This window comes from Rahnella ecdela, from assembly GCF_019049625.1.
In the GTDB taxonomy this organism is placed as follows: domain Bacteria; phylum Pseudomonadota; class Gammaproteobacteria; order Enterobacterales; family Enterobacteriaceae; genus Rahnella; species Rahnella ecdela.
Map to the genome: position 1 here is coordinate 137,547 of NZ_JAFMOY010000129.1, position 16,828 is coordinate 154,374.

Annotated in this window: 17 protein-coding genes and 2 tRNA genes; 5 read left to right on the plus strand and 14 right to left on the minus strand. The window is 50.1% G+C overall.

Annotated elements, in window-relative coordinates; translation table 11 throughout:
* Positions 1 to 24 precede the first annotated feature (24 nt).
* From nusA to rlmE, 9 genes are all read right to left on the minus strand, one after another.
* On the minus strand, positions 25 to 1,533 hold the full coding sequence (gene nusA / locus J1784_RS16445; RefSeq protein ID WP_217150134.1) for a transcription termination factor NusA: 1,509 nt from the start codon (positions 1,531 to 1,533) through the stop codon (positions 25 to 27).
* Positions 1,534 to 1,556: 23 nt separating this feature from the next.
* On the minus strand, positions 1,557 to 2,009 hold the full coding sequence (gene rimP, locus J1784_RS16450; protein ID WP_147243271.1) for a ribosome maturation factor RimP: 453 nt from the start codon (positions 2,007 to 2,009) through the stop codon (positions 1,557 to 1,559).
* 229 nt (positions 2,010 to 2,238) lie between these two features.
* Positions 2,239 to 2,315 (minus strand) — tRNA-Met (locus J1784_RS16455).
* A gap of 59 nt (positions 2,316 to 2,374) precedes the next feature.
* Positions 2,375 to 2,461, minus strand: a tRNA-Leu gene (locus tag J1784_RS16460).
* A gap of 86 nt (positions 2,462 to 2,547) precedes the next feature.
* Positions 2,548 to 2,883 carry a preprotein translocase subunit SecG gene (secG, locus tag J1784_RS16465; protein ID WP_113877110.1) on the minus strand — a complete coding sequence of 112 codons (336 nt, stop codon included), beginning with the start codon at positions 2,881 to 2,883 and terminating at the stop codon, positions 2,548 to 2,550.
* A gap of 235 nt (positions 2,884 to 3,118) precedes the next feature.
* Positions 3,119 to 4,459 (minus strand): phosphoglucosamine mutase, encoded by a 1,341-nt coding sequence (glmM, locus tag J1784_RS16470; protein WP_217150135.1) that lies wholly within the window; start codon positions 4,457 to 4,459, stop codon positions 3,119 to 3,121.
* Positions 4,460 to 4,461: 2 nt separating this feature from the next.
* Positions 4,462 to 5,301 carry a dihydropteroate synthase gene (folP, locus tag J1784_RS16475; RefSeq protein ID WP_217150136.1) on the minus strand — a complete coding sequence of 280 codons (840 nt, stop codon included), beginning with the start codon at positions 5,299 to 5,301 and terminating at the stop codon, positions 4,462 to 4,464.
* Between the two features lie 123 nt (positions 5,302 to 5,424).
* Complete coding sequence (ftsH, locus tag J1784_RS16480) at positions 5,425 to 7,368, minus strand: ATP-dependent zinc metalloprotease FtsH (protein ID WP_120508527.1); 1,944 nt, start codon at positions 7,366 to 7,368, stop codon at positions 5,425 to 5,427.
* A 56-nt stretch (positions 7,369 to 7,424) separates the two neighbouring features.
* The gene (rlmE, locus tag J1784_RS16485) at positions 7,425 to 8,054 is read right to left on the minus strand and encodes a 23S rRNA (uridine(2552)-2'-O)-methyltransferase RlmE (protein ID WP_217150137.1); all 630 of its coding nucleotides are present in this window, start codon (positions 8,052 to 8,054) and stop codon (positions 7,425 to 7,427) included.
* A gap of 182 nt (positions 8,055 to 8,236) precedes the next feature.
* On the opposite strand from rlmE, the gene yhbY reads away from it, so the two are divergent.
* Positions 8,237 to 8,533: a ribosome assembly RNA-binding protein YhbY gene (gene yhbY, locus J1784_RS16490; RefSeq protein WP_095923662.1), complete on the plus strand. Its 297-nt coding sequence runs from the start codon at positions 8,237 to 8,239 to the stop codon at positions 8,531 to 8,533.
* Positions 8,534 to 8,713: 180 nt separating this feature from the next.
* On the opposite strand, the gene greA is transcribed toward yhbY, so the two are convergent.
* Positions 8,714 to 9,190 carry a transcription elongation factor GreA gene (gene greA, locus J1784_RS16495; RefSeq protein ID WP_120133277.1) on the minus strand — a complete coding sequence of 159 codons (477 nt, stop codon included), beginning with the start codon at positions 9,188 to 9,190 and terminating at the stop codon, positions 8,714 to 8,716.
* Between the two features lie 281 nt (positions 9,191 to 9,471).
* On the opposite strand from greA, the gene dacB reads away from it, so the two are divergent.
* Genes dacB through pmrB form a run of 3 tightly spaced genes read left to right on the plus strand, consistent with a single transcriptional unit; the run spans position 9,472 to position 12,676 of the window.
* Positions 9,472 to 10,905 carry a serine-type D-Ala-D-Ala carboxypeptidase gene (dacB, locus tag J1784_RS16500; protein ID WP_217150138.1) on the plus strand — a complete coding sequence of 478 codons (1,434 nt, stop codon included), beginning with the start codon at positions 9,472 to 9,474 and terminating at the stop codon, positions 10,903 to 10,905.
* 20 nt (positions 10,906 to 10,925) lie between these two features.
* On the plus strand, positions 10,926 to 11,588 hold the full coding sequence (gene pmrA / locus J1784_RS16505; protein ID WP_217150139.1) for a two-component system response regulator PmrA: 663 nt from the start codon (positions 10,926 to 10,928) through the stop codon (positions 11,586 to 11,588).
* Positions 11,585 to 12,676 (plus strand): two-component system sensor histidine kinase PmrB, encoded by a 1,092-nt coding sequence (gene pmrB, locus J1784_RS16510; protein WP_217150140.1) that lies wholly within the window; start codon positions 11,585 to 11,587, stop codon positions 12,674 to 12,676. Before pmrA ends, pmrB begins: the two co-directional genes overlap by 4 nt.
* An 83-nt stretch (positions 12,677 to 12,759) precedes the next feature.
* On the opposite strand, the gene cgtA is transcribed toward pmrB, so the two are convergent.
* The 4 genes from cgtA to rplU form a co-directional block, all read right to left on the minus strand.
* On the minus strand, positions 12,760 to 13,932 hold the full coding sequence (gene cgtA, locus J1784_RS16515; RefSeq protein ID WP_217150141.1) for an Obg family GTPase CgtA: 1,173 nt from the start codon (positions 13,930 to 13,932) through the stop codon (positions 12,760 to 12,762).
* 33 nt (positions 13,933 to 13,965) lie between these two features.
* Positions 13,966 to 14,922 carry a DMT family transporter gene (locus J1784_RS16520; protein ID WP_217150142.1) on the minus strand — a complete coding sequence of 319 codons (957 nt, stop codon included), beginning with the start codon at positions 14,920 to 14,922 and terminating at the stop codon, positions 13,966 to 13,968.
* Positions 14,923 to 15,007: 85 nt separating this feature from the next.
* The gene (gene rpmA / locus J1784_RS16525; RefSeq protein WP_013573805.1) at positions 15,008 to 15,265 is read right to left on the minus strand and encodes a 50S ribosomal protein L27; all 258 of its coding nucleotides are present in this window, start codon (positions 15,263 to 15,265) and stop codon (positions 15,008 to 15,010) included.
* Positions 15,266 to 15,283: 18 nt separating this feature from the next.
* A complete protein-coding gene (gene rplU, locus J1784_RS16530) occupies positions 15,284 to 15,595 on the minus strand; it encodes a 50S ribosomal protein L21 (protein WP_013573804.1) in 312 nt (103 codons plus the stop codon).
* Positions 15,596 to 15,854: 259 nt separating this feature from the next.
* On the opposite strand from rplU, the gene ispB reads away from it, so the two are divergent.
* Positions 15,855 to 16,826 carry an octaprenyl diphosphate synthase gene (gene ispB, locus J1784_RS16535; protein ID WP_217150143.1) on the plus strand — a complete coding sequence of 324 codons (972 nt, stop codon included), beginning with the start codon at positions 15,855 to 15,857 and terminating at the stop codon, positions 16,824 to 16,826.
* Positions 16,827 to 16,828 lie beyond the last annotated feature (2 nt).

The window sequence follows — 16,828 nt, forward strand, 5'->3', positions numbered from 1 at the left end:
GCTGTTCCTTCCTGCTACAGTTTATTACGCGTTGTCGCCAAACCAGCAGATATTGCGCGCGGCCATGATAAGTTCACCAGCCTGCTCGTCACTAAGACCTTCAATATCAGCCAGATCGTCGACACCCTGCTCGGCAAGATCTTCCAGCGTACAAACCCCTTGTGCAGCCAGTTTAAACGCCATGCTACGTTCCAGACCCGCCAGGTTAAGCAGATCGTCAGCAGGCTTTTTGTCACCGAGACTTTCTTCCTGAGCTAAAGCCAGTGTGGTCAGCGCTTCTTTCGCACGTTCGCGCAGCGCATCCACGGTGTCTTCATCCAGGCCGTCGATTTCAAGCAGTTCGTTGACTGGCACGTAAGCCAGTTCTTCAAGCGTTGAGAAACCTTCTTCTACCAGAACCGTGGCGAAATCTTCATCGATGGCCAAGTATTTGGTAAAGGTAGCGATCGCAGCGTGTGCCTCAGCCTGATGTTTGGCTTGCAGGTCGTCTGCTGTCATCACGTTCAGTTCCCACTTGTCATCACCACGATGCTGTTTCAACAATTGGGAGGCCAAACGCACGTTCTGGCCATTACGGCCAATCGCCTGTGCCAGGTTGCTGGCTTCAACGGCGATATCCATGGTGCATTTATCTTCATCAACAACGATGGAAGCGACATCTGCCGGTGCCATTGCGTTGATAACGAATTGCGCAGGATTGTCATCCCAAAGGATGATATCGATACGTTCACCGCCCAGTTCACTAGAAACAGCCTGAACGCGTGCACCACGCATGCCGACACAAGCACCGACCGGGTCGATACGTTTGTCGTTAGTTTTTACTGCAATTTTCGCACGGGAGCCAGGATCACGGGCTGCCGCTTTAATTTCGATCAGCTCTTCGCCAATTTCCGGCACTTCGATGCGGAACAGCTCGATCAGCATCTCGTTACGTGAACGGCTGACAAACAGCTGGGCACCGCGTGCTTCAGGGCGAACATCGTACAGCACGCCACGAATACGGTCGCCGGAGCGGAAGTTTTCACGCGGAAGCATGTCTTCACGCAGAATAACGGCTTCAGCGTTGCTGCCTAAATCCAGAGCGATGCTGTCACGGTTAACTTTCTTAACCACGCCGGTGACGATCTCACCTTGCTGCTCACGGAATTGATCAACTACCATCGCGCGCTCTGCTTCACGTACTTTCTGTACGATAACTTGCTTAGCAGTTTGCGTGGTGATGCGGTCAAAAGTGACCGACTCAATTTGATCTTCAATATATCCGCCGAGGTCGATTGACGGATCTTCGTATTGTGCAGCTTCGAGGGTGATTTCGCGGGTCGGCTGAGTCACTTCGTTAACTGCCACCCAGCGACGGAAGGTATCGAAGTCACCAGTTTTGCGGTCAATGCTGACGCGGACTTCGATTTCCTGCTCGTATTTTTTCTTGGTCGCCGTTGATAATGCAATTTCCAGCGCTTCAAAAATCTTCTCGCGCGGGAGGGATTTTTCATTAGAAACTGCTTCTACAACAGCCAGAATCTCTTTGTTCATCCTAGTTGCCTCTTCCAAACTCTTTAAAAGTGGGGTACCAGGTTCGCTTTCTGGATGTTGCTCAGTGCGAACACTTCATCTTTCCCTTCCACTGTCACCGTGATCATTTCGCCTTCGACAGCCTTAATAATGCCCTGCCATTTGCGACGATTCTGCACTGCCATACGCAGAACAATGCTGACTTCGTCACCCAGGAAACGTTGATAATGTTCAGCGGTGAACATAGGACGATCAAGGCCTGGAGAGGAAACTTCCAGGTTGTAGGCGACGGTGACTGGATCTTCAACGTCCAGCACAGCGCTCACCTGGTGGCTGACATCAGCACAATCATCAACATTGATCCCGGCGTCACTATCAATATAGATGCGCAACGTCGATTGGCGAGCCCGAACGAACTCGATGCCCACCAGCTCAAAGCCAAGTGCCTCGACTGGTGCTGTAATCAGCTCTGTTAATTTTTGTTCTAATGTGGACAAGCCCACCCCCAAGACATAAAAAAAGGGCTAAATAGCCCAGTGATTCTGTTGCCAAATAACAAAAAACCCCGATAAATCGGGGCTTTATGCAACTGGACCCTATTCGCCGCATAGCGGCTTCGGTACAACTTTCGCGAAGTGTTATTTCAAATAGAAGCTTTCAAATTGGAACTGCAGAACATCACAGGTAGACACTGAAAGTCTATTTGAAATAAACACTTAGGGAAAGTGGTTGCGGGGGCCGGATTTGAACCGACGACCTTCGGGTTATGAGCCCGACGAGCTACCAGGCTGCTCCACCCCGCGTCCGAAAACGTGGCAAATACTACGCCGATAATCGCTAAAAAGCAAATTATCATAAAGATTGGTACCGAGGACGGGACTTGAACCCGTAAGCCCATTCGGGCACTACCACCTCAAGGTAGCGTGTCTACCAATTCCACCACCTCGGCACTCTTTTTTCTCACAATCGCTTGTACTGTCCAAGTACGAGCCACTGTTTAAAACTTTTCACTTCTTGCGATAAGAAGGTTACTGCTTAGTGAGGAACGTCACTGTTAGGCGCTGCTGGAGCTGCCGGTGCAGTGGTCTGCTCAGTTTTAGCTGGCTGACTCAAGTTTTCCCACTCACTACCTTTTTGGCTTTTATTGGTGCTCATGTTCCCGAGAATCAAACTAATGATAAAGAACAGTGCTGCCAAAATGCCGGTCATACGGGTCATGAAGTTACCGGAACCACTCGAACCGAACAATGTGCCAGAAGCACCTGCTCCGAAAGAGGCTCCCATATCAGCGCCTTTACCTTGTTGCAGCATAACCAGAGCAACAAGCCCGATTGCTACGATAAGGAAAATCACCAGAAGAGCGTCGTACATAGTAGTACCTGTATCCTCGCGGGTTCACCGCATGCCAATTGCTTCTCACCATTTAGCAGGTCGTTCAAGGACCCACTGAAGCGGGTGTGAATACTAACCAAAGCGGTATTGCCGTGCAAGGGCAATTTTCATCAAACTGTTTGTTTGCGGAAAAAAACGGCAAATCAGGATAAAACAAGCTGTCAGGATGTTCAGCAGCAAGTTCGACACCGAAAATTTACCGTTTTTTATCAGCTTACGCTTTGACTGCTTTTACAGCATCTGCGATACGGTTAGCCAGTTTTTCCACCAGCTCCGCATCTTCACCTTCAACCATCACACGCAGTAAAGGCTCGGTTCCTGATTTACGCAACAACACACGGCCGCGGCCTGCTAACTGTTTTTCAACTTCGGCCGTCACCAGCTTAACTTCGTCGGATTCCAGCGGATCATGTTCGCCAGCAAAACGAACGTTAATCAGGATCTGCGGAAGCAATTTCATGCCGCTGCACAAGTCATGCAGGCTCATGTGATTACGGACCATGGCGGTAAGCACTTGCAAACCGGCCACGATGCCATCACCGGTGGTGGTTTTGTCCAGCAGTATGATATGGCCCGAGTTTTCAGCACCAATTCGCCAGCCTTTTTCCTGCATTTTTTCCAGCACGTAGCGGTCGCCTACTTTCGCGCGGGTGAAAGGAATACCAAGTTGTTTTAATGCCAGTTCCAGACCCATATTGCTCATCAGGGTACCGACAGCACCGCCTTTCAGCTGCCCCTGACGCAGGCCTTCACGTGCGATAATGTAGAGGATCTGGTCGCCATCCACTTTATTGCCTTCATGGTCGACCATGATCAGACGATCGCCGTCGCCGTCAAATGCCAGTCCAACATGGGCTTTTTCTGCCAGAATGCGTTGCTGTAACTGACGGACGTCGGTCGCACCACACTCTTCGTTGATATTCATCCCATCCGGATCGCAGCCGATGGTAATCACTTTTGCACCCAGTTCACGCAGAACGCTTGGCGCAATGTGGTAGGTCGCACCGTTGGCACAATCCACAACGATTTTCAGCCCGTTCAGGCTCAGTTCGCTCGGGAATGTCCCTTTACAGAACTCGATATAGCGCCCGGCAGCATCCACGATACGGCTGGCTTTCCCCAGTGCGGCGGATTCCACGCAGGTGAGCGGTTTTTCCAGCTCAGCTTCAATCGCCTCTTCCACTTCGTCTGGCAATTTAGTGCCGTCGATTGTGAAGAATTTAATGCCGTTATCGTAGAACGGGTTATGCGACGCAGAAATTACAATACCGGCTTCAGCACGGAAAGTACGGGTCAGATACGCCACCGCAGGTGTTGGCATCGGGCCGGTGAAAGAAGCAGAGAGTCCTGCGGCCGCCAGACCGGCTTCCAGTGCAGATTCCAGCATATAGCCGGAAATACGGGTATCTTTGCCGATAATCACTTTACCTGAACCATGACGCGCTAATACTTTGCCTGCAGCCCAGCCCAGCTTAAGAACGAAATCAGGAGTAATCGGGCTGTCGCCTACTTTTCCACGTATGCCATCAGTACCAAAGTATTTACGGTTGCTCATAATTATTTTTTATCCCTTGCAGAAAGTGTCGCTTCCACGATACGCATCGCTTCGACGGTTTCTTTAACATCATGTACGCGGACTATCTGAGCTCCCTGCATGGCAGCAATCACAGCGCAGGCAACACTGCCCGTCACACGTTTCTCCGGTGACACATGCAGCAATTGCCCTACCATAGATTTCCTCGACATCCCCACCAGAAGTGGCAACCCGAAGTGATGGAACTCAGCCAGTCTGGCGAGTAACTGGTAGTTATGTTCTAAATTTTTACCGAAACCGAAGCCCGGGTCGAGCAGCAATTTGTTTTTCGGAATGCCGGCATTCACACAACGTGCAATTTGATCGACAAAATACTGGTCTACCTGCGAAACGACGTTGTCATAATGCGGGGCATGCTGCATGGTTTTCGGGTCGCCCTGCATGTGCATCAGACAAACGGGTAATCCCGTTTCTGCCGCGGCCTGCAATGCTCCCGGTTCCTGAAGCGAGCGAATATCGTTAATCAGATGCATACCGGCGTTTGCAGCTTCGCGGATAACCGACGCTTTCGAGGTGTCCACTGAGATCCAGACATCAAAACGTCGGGCAATCGCTTCTACGACCGGTACAACACGGGCAAGTTCTTCCTCTTCGCTGACTTCAGCCGCACCGGGGCGCGTTGATTCACCGCCGATATCCAGGATTGTCGCCCCGGCATCAACCATCGCCTGAGCGTGCCGAAGCGCAAGGTCCAGCGTGTTGTGCCGCCCGCCATCAGAAAAAGAATCAGGGGTAACATTCAGGATCCCCATCACCTGGGGAAAAGTGAGATCCAGTGTCGACTCTCTGGCTGTGAGGTGCATAAATCATGTCCCTTCTGGTCATTCGTAGAGGCAGTTTCAAATTCGAGACAAAGAATGCACGCATAAAAAACCCCGGGCAAGCCCGGGGTTATGTGTTATCTGCGTTATTTTCCAAACAGCTGCTTATTTGCCGCTGAATTGCTCAAACATCGTGTTGCCAGGATTTGGCGTACGAGGTTCGTCAACCGGCGTTGGCGCTTTTGGTGCACCGCCGTCGTTAGAATTGCTGCTGCCGTTTTTACCGTTAGCATCATCCCAGCCAGCTGGTGGGCGAACTTCTGTACGGTTCATCAGGTCATCAATTTGTGGCGCATCAATGGTTTCGTACTTCATCAGGGCATCTTTCATTGAATGAAGGATATCCATGTTTTCCATCAACAGCGTACGCGCACGAATGTAGTTACGTTCAACCAGGGATTTCACTTCCTGATCGATGATGCGGGCAGTTTCATCAGACATGTGTTTGGCTTTCGCGACTGAACGACCGAGGAAGACTTCGCCTTCTTCTTCCGCATACAGCAACGGACCTAATTTCTCTGAGAAGCCCCACTGCGTAACCATGTTACGGGCAATAGAGGTGGCAACCTTGATGTCGTTAGACGCGCCGGTAGACACTTTTTCCACACCGTAGATGATCTCTTCGGCAAGACGGCCACCGTACAAGGTAGAAATCTGGCTTTCAAGTTTCTGACGGCTGGCACTGATAGCATCGCCTTCAGGCAGGAAGAAGGTCACACCTAATGCACGGCCACGAGGAATAATGGTCACTTTATGCACAGGGTCATGCTCTGGAACCAGACGGCCGATAATGGCGTGGCCTGCTTCATGATAAGCAGTGGACTCTTTCTGCGATTCAGTCATCACCATGGAACGGCGCTCAGCACCCATCATGATTTTGTCTTTGGCTTTTTCGAACTCAACCATCGATACCACACGTTTGTTACCACGTGCAGAGAACAATGCTGCTTCGTTAACCAGGTTAGCCAGGTCAGCACCAGAGAAACCAGGTGTACCACGGGCAATCACAGACGCATCAACGTCAGTTGCCAGCGGAACGCGACGCATGTGAACTTTCAGGATCTGTTCACGACCACGTACGTCTGGCAAGCCTACAACAACCTGACGGTCGAAACGGCCGGGACGCAGCAATGCCGGGTCAAGAACGTCAGGACGGTTAGTTGCTGCAATCACGATGATACCTTCGTTACCTTCGAAGCCATCCATCTCAACCAACATCTGGTTCAGTGTCTGTTCACGTTCGTCGTGACCACCACCTAAACCTGCACCACGCTGACGGCCAACGGCGTCGATTTCATCGATAAAGATGATACATGGAGCGGCTTTCTTCGCCTGTTCGAACATGTCACGCACACGGGATGCACCGACACCCACGAACATTTCTACGAAGTCAGAACCGGAAATCGTAAAGAATGGCACTTTGGCTTCACCGGCAATCGCTTTCGCCAGCAAGGTTTTACCGGTACCCGGAGGACCGACCATCAGAACGCCTTTAGGAATTTTACCGCCCAATTTCTGGAAACGGCTTGGTTCGCGCAGGTAATCTACCAGCTCGCTCACCTCTTCCTTCGCTTCGTCACAACCTGCAACGTCAGCAAACGTGGTTTTGATTTGGTCTTCCGTCAGCATGCGGGCTTTGCTTTTGCCAAAGGACATTGCGCCTTTGCCACCGCCACCCTGCATCTGTCGCATAAAGAATATCCAGACGCCAATCAGAAGCAGCATCGGGAACCATGAAATGAAGATAGTCGCCAGGAAACTCTGCTGTTCAGGCGGTTCACCAACAACTTTCACGTTTTTGCTCAGCAGCGTATCCAGCAATTTAGGATCATTAACCGGGATGTAGGTTGTGTATTTGCTGCTGTCTTTTTTGATAACGTCAATCGCACGTCCATTGATACGTACTTCACGGACCTGGTCTTGGGCCACTTCGGTTGTAAAGGTAGTGTAATCTACCTTACTGCCATTAGATTCGCTGGGACCAAAACTCTGAAATACAGACATCAATACAACTGCGATGACTAACCAGAGGATCAGGTTCTTCGCCATGTCACTCAAGGGATTAACCTCATATTACAACTGTGTTAACAAACAGCGTTAGGGAACTACAGTTTCCGCCCTGTCGCTACGATGTACACTTCTCGCGAACGTGCTCGGGAAGCGTCTGGCTTACGAATCTTCACCTTCGTAAACAGGGAGCGAATTTCCCGCAGGTATTCATCAAAGCCATCTCCCTGAAACACCTTCACCAGGAAACTTCCGCCTGGTGCTAATACATCCCGACACATATCCAATGCTAACTCAACCAGATACATCGATTTTGGAATATCGACTGCCGGAGTACCGCTCATATTAGGCGCCATGTCGGACATGACCACCTGAACTTTGTTTTCTCCCACGCGTTCAAGCAACGCTTTGAGAACTAATTCATCACGAAAATCCCCCTGAAGGAAATCGACTCCAACAATAGGATCCATAGGTAAAAGGTCAAGCGCTATGATGCGCCCTTTGTTACCGATTTGCGTAGCCACGAACTGTGACCAACCGCCCGGAGCTGCGCCTAAATCGACCACTGTCATACCTTGTTTAAACAGCTTATCGCTTTGCTGTATTTCATCAAGTTTAAACCAGGCACGGGAGCGCAGCCCTTTTTTCTGTGCTTGTAGCACATATTTATCGCTAAAGTGTTCCTGCAACCAGCGACTGGAACTTGCAGAACGCTTCTTATTAGACATTATTTAGTAACCATATAGTTTTCCAACCACCCTGAGTTAGAGCCTTTGGAACAAGCTGTTAGCATCATGACGTCTATGGCTAAGTCAGTATAATTGCCTTCCCGAAGCAGTCCGGGTTGGTCATATACATGAGATGGCGGTAGAATGACCCGTTTTCAATCCCAACTTAAGCAAAAAAGACGATGAATCTTAACAATAAACAAAAACAGTACCTGAAAGGTCTGGCACATCCACTGAAACCGGTTGTTATGCTGGGCAACAACGGCCTGACAGAAGGTGTGTTGGCCGAAATCGAACAGGCGCTGCAACATCACGAACTGATCAAGGTAAAAGTCGCGGCAGAAGAACGTGAGACGAAGACCTTGATCGTAGACGCGATTGTGCGTGAAACCAAGGCGTGTAATGTGCAAGTCATCGGCAATATGCTGGTACTTTATCGCCCTTCCACCGAAGACCGCAAAATTATCTTACCGCGTTAATGCATTAAGGTTTAACGAAAAGCGCTGTAGATTTTTGGAAAGGTGCCACGAAATCACGTTCAGGGGAAGGTCTCAGCAGGCCTTTTTACTTTAGTTTTCAATTTACTGTGAAGCAATTCACTGCATGAATGTGAGAATTACAGGGCGAAACATTACGTTTCGCCCTTTTTAATGCAGATTTTAGAGGTATTCGACCTTCAATACTTCAAACTCAACATCACCGCCAGGCGTTTTGATGACCACAACGTCATCCTGTTCTTTACCGATTAAACCCCGTGCAATCGGCGAGTTAACAGAAATGAGGTTCTGCTTAAAATCAGCTTCGTCATCGCCCACAATGCGGTATTTCTGTTCTTCTTCAGTATCCAGGTTCATTACCGTTACGGTGGCACCAAAAATCACGCGGCCAGTGGCTGGCATTTTGGTCACATCGATAACCTGAGCATTCGAAAGCTTGGCTTCGATTTCCTGGATACGGCCTTCACAAAAACCCTGCTGCTCGCGCGCAGCATGGTATTCAGCATTCTCTTTCAAATCGCCGTGCTCACGTGCGGTCGCGATATCAGCAATGATTTTCGGACGACGGACACCTTTAAGATGGTCCAGTTCTTCGCGTAATCTTTCTGCGCCACGCAATGTCATCGGAATCGGTTTCATATATTTATTACCTCTAACTTGGTCCTTTCGGTAAACACCGTCCTGATTGAATCAGGTAAGAAATTAAGCCAGCTCTTCTGACCGACTCTCTGGCGAAAAACAAAAAAAACCTTACCCGGAGTTGCCACCAGGCCAGGATTCATTTTGCATTTTGATTCGTATTTTAACGTAGAGTTCCTTGAGGATCATCGTTTACTTTCAGCCACGTTGCGCCTTGGTTCGTAGCATCGTAGTATGGCACCACATTATCCCGCCGTTACCCAGAGCCTTTACTCAAAATAATGCGTTTTTTACGAATTGTCAGTGGATTAGCATGCGCGTTTGTACTGAATACAAATGCGGCTCAGATCGAAAATTACACAGAATATCTGCCTGATGGCACGAATCTGGCTGTGCTGGTACAGAAAATTGGCGCACCTGCGCCTGCTATAGACTATCACGGTACACAAATGGCGCTGCCCGCCAGTACCATGAAGATTCTGACCGCGCTGGCGGCTTTGCTGCAATTGGGCCCAGATTTTCGTTTCACCACCACACTTGAGACACCGGGTTCTGTTTCCGATGGCGTATTAAAGGGTGATTTGGTCGCTCGTTTTTCCGGCGATCCTACTTTAAAGCGTCAGAATATTCGGAATATGGTCGCCGTTTTGAAAAAACAGGGCATCAAAGAAATCACCGGCGATGTGGTCATCAATACTTCTGTTTTTGCCAGCCATGATAAAGCGCCGGGATGGCCGTGGAACGACATCACCCAATGCTTCAGCGCTCCGCCGGCAGCGGCCATTGTCGACAGAAACTGTTTCTCAGTCTCGCTTTACAGCGCCCCGAAGCCTGACGAAAACGCCTTTATCCGCGTCGCGTCATACTATCCGGTGCATATGTTCAGCGAAGTTCGCACTCTGGCGAAGGGGTCTCCGGATGCTCAATATTGCGAACTGGACGTCGTACCCGGCGAATACAACCGTTATACCCTCACCGGTTGCCTGACCCAACGCAGCGAGCCTTTGCCGCTTGCGTTCGCAATTCAGGATGGCGCAAGTTATGCCGGTGCGATTTTGAAAGATGAGCTGTTGCAGGCTGATATCCAGATTGATGGCACATTAAAGCGTCAGACTCAGCCGACACCGGCGGGTACCGTTCTGGCACAAACCCAGTCGGCACCTTTGCATGACCTGTTGCATCAGATGCTGAAAAAATCAGACAACATGATCGCCGATACGGTATTTCGTACTATTGGTCATCAGCGTTTTGGCGTGCCGGGAACGTGGCGTGCCGGTTCAGATGCGGTTCGTCAGATTTTACGCCAAAAAGCAGGCGTGGATTTAGGAAACTCGATTCAGGTCGATGGCTCCGGTCTTTCCCGCCATGATTTGCTGTCACCGGCCACTATGATGCAGGTGCTGCAATATATAGCGCAGCACGATAAAGAGTTAGACTTTATCTCGATGCTGCCATTAGCCGGTCATGACGGAACCTTGCAATATCGCGGCGGTCTTCATGAAGCAGGCGTTGACGGAAAAGTGTCTGCGAAAACAGGCTCCTTGTCTGGCGTATATAATCTTGCAGGCTTTATTACGACAGCCAGCGGGCAGCGAATGGCCTTTGTACAGTTTCTCTCCGGCTATGCGGTTCCGCCTGAAGATCAACGCACGCGACGTGCTCCTCTGGTGCGCTTCGAAAGCCGTCTCTACAAGGATATCTACCAAAATAATTAACCACGGAGAAGTGCCGGACAATGAAGCTGCTGATAGTTGAGGATGATGAACTTTTACGGCAGGGATTGATGCTGGCACTAACCAGTGAAAATTATGCCTGCGACTGCGCTTCTACTGCGGCTGAAGCGCAGAGCCTGATCCAAACGAGTCAGTACAGTCTGGTGATCCTGGATTTAGGATTGCCAGACAAAGATGGAGCGACGTTGCTGCGCCAGTGGCGACGTCAGAATATTGCTATCCCCGTCCTTATCCTCACCGCCCGTGACTCACTGGAAGATCGCGTTGATGGCCTGGATGCTGGTGCCGATGATTATCTGATTAAACCTTTTGCACTGGTAGAATTGCAGGCCCGTGTCAGGGCGCTTATCCGCCGTTATCAGGGACAAAGCGATAACCAGATTTCAGTAGGTAACCTGAAAATTAACCTGTCTTCGCAGCAGGCTTATATGGATAACAATCCGGTAGAAGTCACCCCGAAAGAGTTCGCGATTTTATCACGCCTGATGATGCGTGCAGGGCAAACCGTTAACCGGGAGTTGCTTCAGCAGGATCTTTACACCTGGCAGGATGATCTTGGTTCTAATACGCTCGAGGTTCATGTGCACAATCTGCGACGTAAGCTCGGTAAAGAAGTCATCCGCACCGTGCGTGGCATTGGCTACCGGCTGGAAATTCTACAATGACCAGTATGCGTCGCCGCCTGCTGGTTATGCTGGCACTGATATTATTCGTCACTCAGCTCACCAGCGTTTTCTGGCTCTGGCATGAAAGTCAGGAACAGATCAATTTACTGGTTAATGACACGCTTTCTGCAAAAGTGCGAAACGCGCATGTTGAGAGAGAGATTGCAGAAGCGATCGCGTCGCTCATTGCCCCTTCGTTGCTGATGATGAGCATTACGCTGATTCTGTCCTTCTGGGCGATAAGCTGGATTATTCGTCCGCTGAATCAGCTGCAAAAGCGTCTGGAAACACGTTCTGCCGATAACCTCTCGCCCCTGCCACTCAACAGTGAAATTAGGGAAGTCGTTGCGGTCACCAATGCGCTGAACCAGCTGTTTTCCCGTCTATCCAGTACCATCCAGCAGGAACGCTTGTTCACTGCCGATGCGGCGCATGAGTTGCGCACTCCTCTGGCTGGCGTACGATTGCACCTGGAAATCATGCAGAAAAAGGGGGTGGAAGGCAGCGATACACTGATAAGCCGTATCGACCTTCTGATGCACACTATAGAACAATTGCTGATGCTTGCCCGTGCCGGACAGAATTTTGCGAAAGGTGAATATCAGCAGGTGGATCTGGCCAGTAACGTCATTAAGCCACTCGAGGAAGAGTTACGCGAAATGCTTGATGAACGTGGGCAAAAACTGATTATCCGGTTACCCGCTCACGCAGAGATTCAGGGCGACGCGGTACTGCTGCGATTAATGGTGCGAAATCTGGTCGAGAATGCCTATCGCTATGCTCCAAAAGACAGTGATATCGCAATCGCTGTGACGGCACAAGATAACGGCTTCCTGATTAAGATTGAAGATGAAGGGCCTGGCATTGATGAAACGAAAGCCAGCGAACTGACGCAGGCTTTTAAACGCAGCGATCAACGTTATGGCGGTAGCGGCCTGGGGTTGAATATTGTGGTCAGGATTGCGCATCTCCACAGTGGCACACTGGCACTGCGTAACCGTAGCGGTATCACCGGGCTCAGCGCGCAATGCTGGTTACCCAATGTGGCATTACAAAGTTCTCTGACCCTTGCACCTGACGCCCGTTAAGACACGAACTCATCAGCACGCGATTAAAAAGAAAGGCTGCCAGAGGCAGCCTTTTTACAGAGATGAGACGCTAATACACGGAATTAACGTTCGTAAATGATTTCGACGCCCTCGTCGTCATCTTCATCCCAGTCATCATCCCAGTCGTCATCAGCTTCAGCTTCCACTTCGGCCAGTTGTTCACGGTGATAATCATCCCACATGAACTCAACTTTCTCTGGCGCAGCAGCTTCAATTGCCATGTGCTTAGGATTTTCATTGATGAATTTCATCACATCCCAGCAAAGTGCATTCACGCCTTCGCGGTTCGCAGCGGAGATCAGATAGTAATTACCTTCCCAGCCCAATGCATCAGCGATCGCTTTAGCACGCGATTCTGCTTCTTCTTTCTCGATCAGATCAACTTTGTTGAATACTAACCAGCGCGGCTTTTCAGCCAGCTTGGCGTTGTATTGCTGCAACTCGTTGATGATGACTTTCGCATTTTCGATCGGATCGGATTCATCAATCGGCGCAATGTCAATCAGGTGCAACAGAACACGGCAACGCTCGAGGTGCTTCAGGAAGCGAATACCCAGACCCGCGCCTTCCGAGGCCCCTTCAATCAGACCAGGGATATCAGCAACGACGAAGCTTTGCTCGTGATCCATACGGACAACGCCCAGGCTTGGTACCAGCGTGGTAAACGGATAATCAGCAACTTTCGGTTTCGCCGCAGACACGGAGCGAATGAAAGTAGATTTACCCGCGTTTGGCAGACCCAGCATACCCACGTCGGCCAGCAGCATCAGTTCGAGTGCGATATCACGCTCTTCACCTTTGGTGCCCATAGTTTTCTGGCGTGGTGAACGGTTCACGGATGATTTAAATCGGGTGTTACCCAGCCCGTGGAAACCGCCTTTCGCGACCATATTAACCTGACCATTATGGGTCATGTCTGCCAGAACTTCACCGGTGCTTTGGTCGAGAACGCGTGTTCCGACTGGCACTTTAATGGTGATATCTTTACCGCGCTTACCGGTACAGTCACTGCTCTGACCATTAGTACCGCGCTCAGCACGATAAGATTTCACAAAGCGGAAATCGATTAGCGTATTGAGGTTCTCATCAGCAACCAGGTAAACATCGCCGCCATCACCACCGTCGCCGCCGTCAGGGCCGCCACGAGGAATGTATTTTTCGCGGCGGAAGCTGACGCACCCGTTACCGCCATCACCGGCCACAACCAGAATCGTGGCTTCATCAACAAACTTCATTTGTACCGTCTCCGTAAATCATTCGCCGGGCAGCTAGAGTTTAGCTACCAGGTTTTGCTCTGTCCGACGTGGCCACCATCGATGGCCAATTGCGGAAAACATTGCACCCGCCACCACCACAAATGCCCCAAGATAACCAATGAAATTAAGCACTGGTGCAGCAAAAAAGTCAGGCCAGGCAAGTGCCAATAAATCTGAAAATAGCAGGGTAAACAGCGGGGTCAGTGTCACAAGAGCACTAACCTGAGCCGCCTGCCATCTCGCCATCGCTTCCGCTAAGGCGCCATATCCTACTAAGGTATTCGCGCCGCAAAACAACAGACAGGCAAACTGCCAGCCGCTGAGCTGTGAAAGCACCGCCGGGCTGGCCAGCGGGAGCAATGCGATAGAACATAAAGTGTACAGCAAAAACAGGATTTGCGGTGAAGCCAGTTGACGCAGCAATACCTTTTGCGCCACGCCGTATATCACCCAAACCGTTGCTGCCCCGACGCCAAAAATCACACCCAGGGTGTAATCTGTCAAACGGGTAAAAATCTCAATCAGGCTGGTATTAAAAAATAATATCAGCCCGAAGATTAACATACTGGCGCCAATGACCTGCGTAACACGCATCCGCTCTTTCAGGATGATCACGCTGGCCACCATCATACCGACGGGAGAAAGCTGACCGATAACCTGCGAGGCCGTCGGGCTGAGGAATTGCAGGGACGAACTAAAAAGAACAAAGTTCCCCAGCAATCCGCAGGTAGCGATCAGGACTAAGACCAGCCAGCGCGGCCGGCTAAAAATCGCTTTTGGCGGTAATCTGCGTCTGGCTGCAAGAATACAACCCAACACAATGGCCGCCATCGAAAACCGATACCAGACCACGGTAAAGGGATCCATCACCACTAAAACCTGCTTCATGGCGATGGGTAAAGATCCCCAACTCATGGCAGTGACCAGCGCCAACATAATCCCAACAGGGGCCTGCGATTTCGTGTCCATATCCCGCCAGAATGGGCTAACCAGAATGTAAAAAGCCCCGCAACGAATTGCGGGGCTTACATCTATTTACTAAGACGAGAAAAACTTATTCAGCTTCGATGCTGATGTACTTACGGTTTTTCGGGCCTTTAACTTCGAACTTGACTTTACCGTCAGCCAAAGCAAACAGAGTGTGGTCCTTGCCGCAACCCACGTTGATACCAGCGTGGAATTTGGTGCCGCGCTGACGAACGATGATGCTGCCTGCCAGTACTGCTTCGCCGCCAAAGCGTTTTACGCCCAGACGTTTAGCTTCTGAATCGCGACCGTTACGTGTGGAGCCGCCAGCCTTTTTGTGTGCCATTGTTCCGCTCTCCTAATCTTAAGCGCTGATGCCGGTGATTTTAACGTCAGTGAACCACTGACGGTGGCCCTGCTGCTTACGATAGTGTTTACGACGACGAAACTTAACGATTTTGACCTTTTCGCCACGACCGTGAGCAACGACTTCAGCTTTAATTACACCGCCAGCAACTAAAGGCAGGCCGATGTTGATTTCTTCACCGTTTGCAATCATCAGAACCTGATCGAATTCGATAGCTTCGCCAGTTGCAACGTCCAGCTTCTCCAGACGAATAGTCTGACCTTCGCTGACACGGTGTTGTTTACCACCACTTTGGAAAACCGCGTACATATAAAACTCCGCTTTCCGCGCACTCAACTTTGTATAGTCCAGAGGGCGCTATAAATATTCACAATAGGGCGCGAATTCTACGCAAAAAATCAGCATAAGACAAGAGCACAATGCCTACAAAAGAAGAAAAAAAGCGCAGTTCTTTCGATAGCATTTATCTACACTGTTTTTCAAGTACAATCCCCTTTACAGTTAGCGCCATGTGCCAATGTGAGCCAGATCTCATTGCGGTGAAGAGAACAACAGCCGAAAAAACACAATGAACCTAGAACAGATTATTGATCTTACCCAGGACGACATGGCTGCAGTCAACGCATCCATCCTTGAACAGTTGAATTCAGAGGTTTCTCTCATCAATCAACTGGGATATTACATCATCAGTGGCGGCGGCAAACGTATCCGCCCGATGATAGCAGTACTGGCAGCCAAAGCACTATCTTACGAGGGCGATAAACACGTAAAAGTCGCCGCTCTGATTGAGTTTATTCACACAGCCACACTCTTACATGACGATGTCGTTGATGAATCTGACATGCGTCGTGGTAAAGCTACGGCGAATGCTGCATTTGGTAACGCAGCCAGCGTGCTCGTCGGTGATTTTATTTACACCCGGGCATTTCAGATGATGACAGATCTGGAATCGCTTCCGGTTCTGGCCCTGATGGCAAAAGCGGTGAACGTGATTGCAGAAGGTGAAGTTCAGCAACTGATTAACTGCAATGACCCGGATATCACCGAAGAAAGCTACATGCAGGTTATCTACAGCAAAACTGCACGTCTGTTTGAAGCGGCATCACAATCTTCTGCCATGCTGGCTGGCGGGAATAATGAGCAAATTAAAGCGCTGCAAGATTACGGCCGTTATCTCGGTACCGCGTTCCAGCTGATTGATGATTTGCTCGACTATGATGCTGATGGCGAAACACTGGGCAAAAATACCGGTGATGATCTCGATGAAGGGAAACCGACATTGCCGCTTCTTCATGCAATGAAACACGGTAATGCTGAACAATCAGCCATGATCCGAAAAGCTATCGAAGAAGGCAACGGACGTCATTTACTGGAACCTGTTCTTGCCGCAATGCATCAGTGGGGCTCACTGACCTATACCCGTCAGCGTGCTGAAGAAGAAGCCGATAAGGCTATACAGGCGCTTCAGGTTCTTCCTGAATCAGAGTATCGTGCCGCGCTCGAAGGTCTGGCACATATGTCTGTAAAACGCGATTTCTGATT

Bases quoted from the DNA above. Each gene is read 5' to 3' on its own strand.
- nusA (WP_217150134.1), bottom strand. From the start codon at position 1,533: ATGAACAAAGAGATTCTGGCTGTTGTAGAAGCAGTTTCTAATGAAAAA.
- secG (WP_113877110.1), bottom strand. From the start codon at position 2,883: ATGTACGACGCTCTTCTGGTGATTTTCCTTATCGTAGCAATCGGGCTT.
- glmM (WP_217150135.1), bottom strand. From the start codon at position 4,459: ATGAGCAACCGTAAATACTTTGGTACTGATGGCATACGTGGAAAAGTA.
- folP (WP_217150136.1), bottom strand. From the start codon at position 5,301: ATGCACCTCACAGCCAGAGAGTCGACACTGGATCTCACTTTTCCCCAG.
- ftsH (WP_120508527.1), bottom strand. From the start codon at position 7,368: ATGGCGAAGAACCTGATCCTCTGGTTAGTCATCGCAGTTGTATTGATG.
- rlmE (WP_217150137.1), bottom strand. From the start codon at position 8,054: ATGTCTAATAAGAAGCGTTCTGCAAGTTCCAGTCGCTGGTTGCAGGAA.
- yhbY (WP_095923662.1), top strand. From the start codon at position 8,237: ATGAATCTTAACAATAAACAAAAACAGTACCTGAAAGGTCTGGCACAT.
- greA (WP_120133277.1), bottom strand. From the start codon at position 9,190: ATGAAACCGATTCCGATGACATTGCGTGGCGCAGAAAGATTACGCGAA.
- dacB (WP_217150138.1), top strand. From the start codon at position 9,472: ATGCGTTTTTTACGAATTGTCAGTGGATTAGCATGCGCGTTTGTACTG.
- pmrA (WP_217150139.1), top strand. From the start codon at position 10,926: ATGAAGCTGCTGATAGTTGAGGATGATGAACTTTTACGGCAGGGATTG.
- pmrB (WP_217150140.1), top strand. From the start codon at position 11,585: ATGACCAGTATGCGTCGCCGCCTGCTGGTTATGCTGGCACTGATATTA.
- cgtA (WP_217150141.1), bottom strand. From the start codon at position 13,932: ATGAAGTTTGTTGATGAAGCCACGATTCTGGTTGTGGCCGGTGATGGC.
- J1784_RS16520 (WP_217150142.1), bottom strand. From the start codon at position 14,922: ATGGACACGAAATCGCAGGCCCCTGTTGGGATTATGTTGGCGCTGGTC.
- rpmA (WP_013573805.1), bottom strand. From the start codon at position 15,265: ATGGCACACAAAAAGGCTGGCGGCTCCACACGTAACGGTCGCGATTCA.
- rplU (WP_013573804.1), bottom strand. From the start codon at position 15,595: ATGTACGCGGTTTTCCAAAGTGGTGGTAAACAACACCGTGTCAGCGAA.
- ispB (WP_217150143.1), top strand. From the start codon at position 15,855: ATGAACCTAGAACAGATTATTGATCTTACCCAGGACGACATGGCTGCA.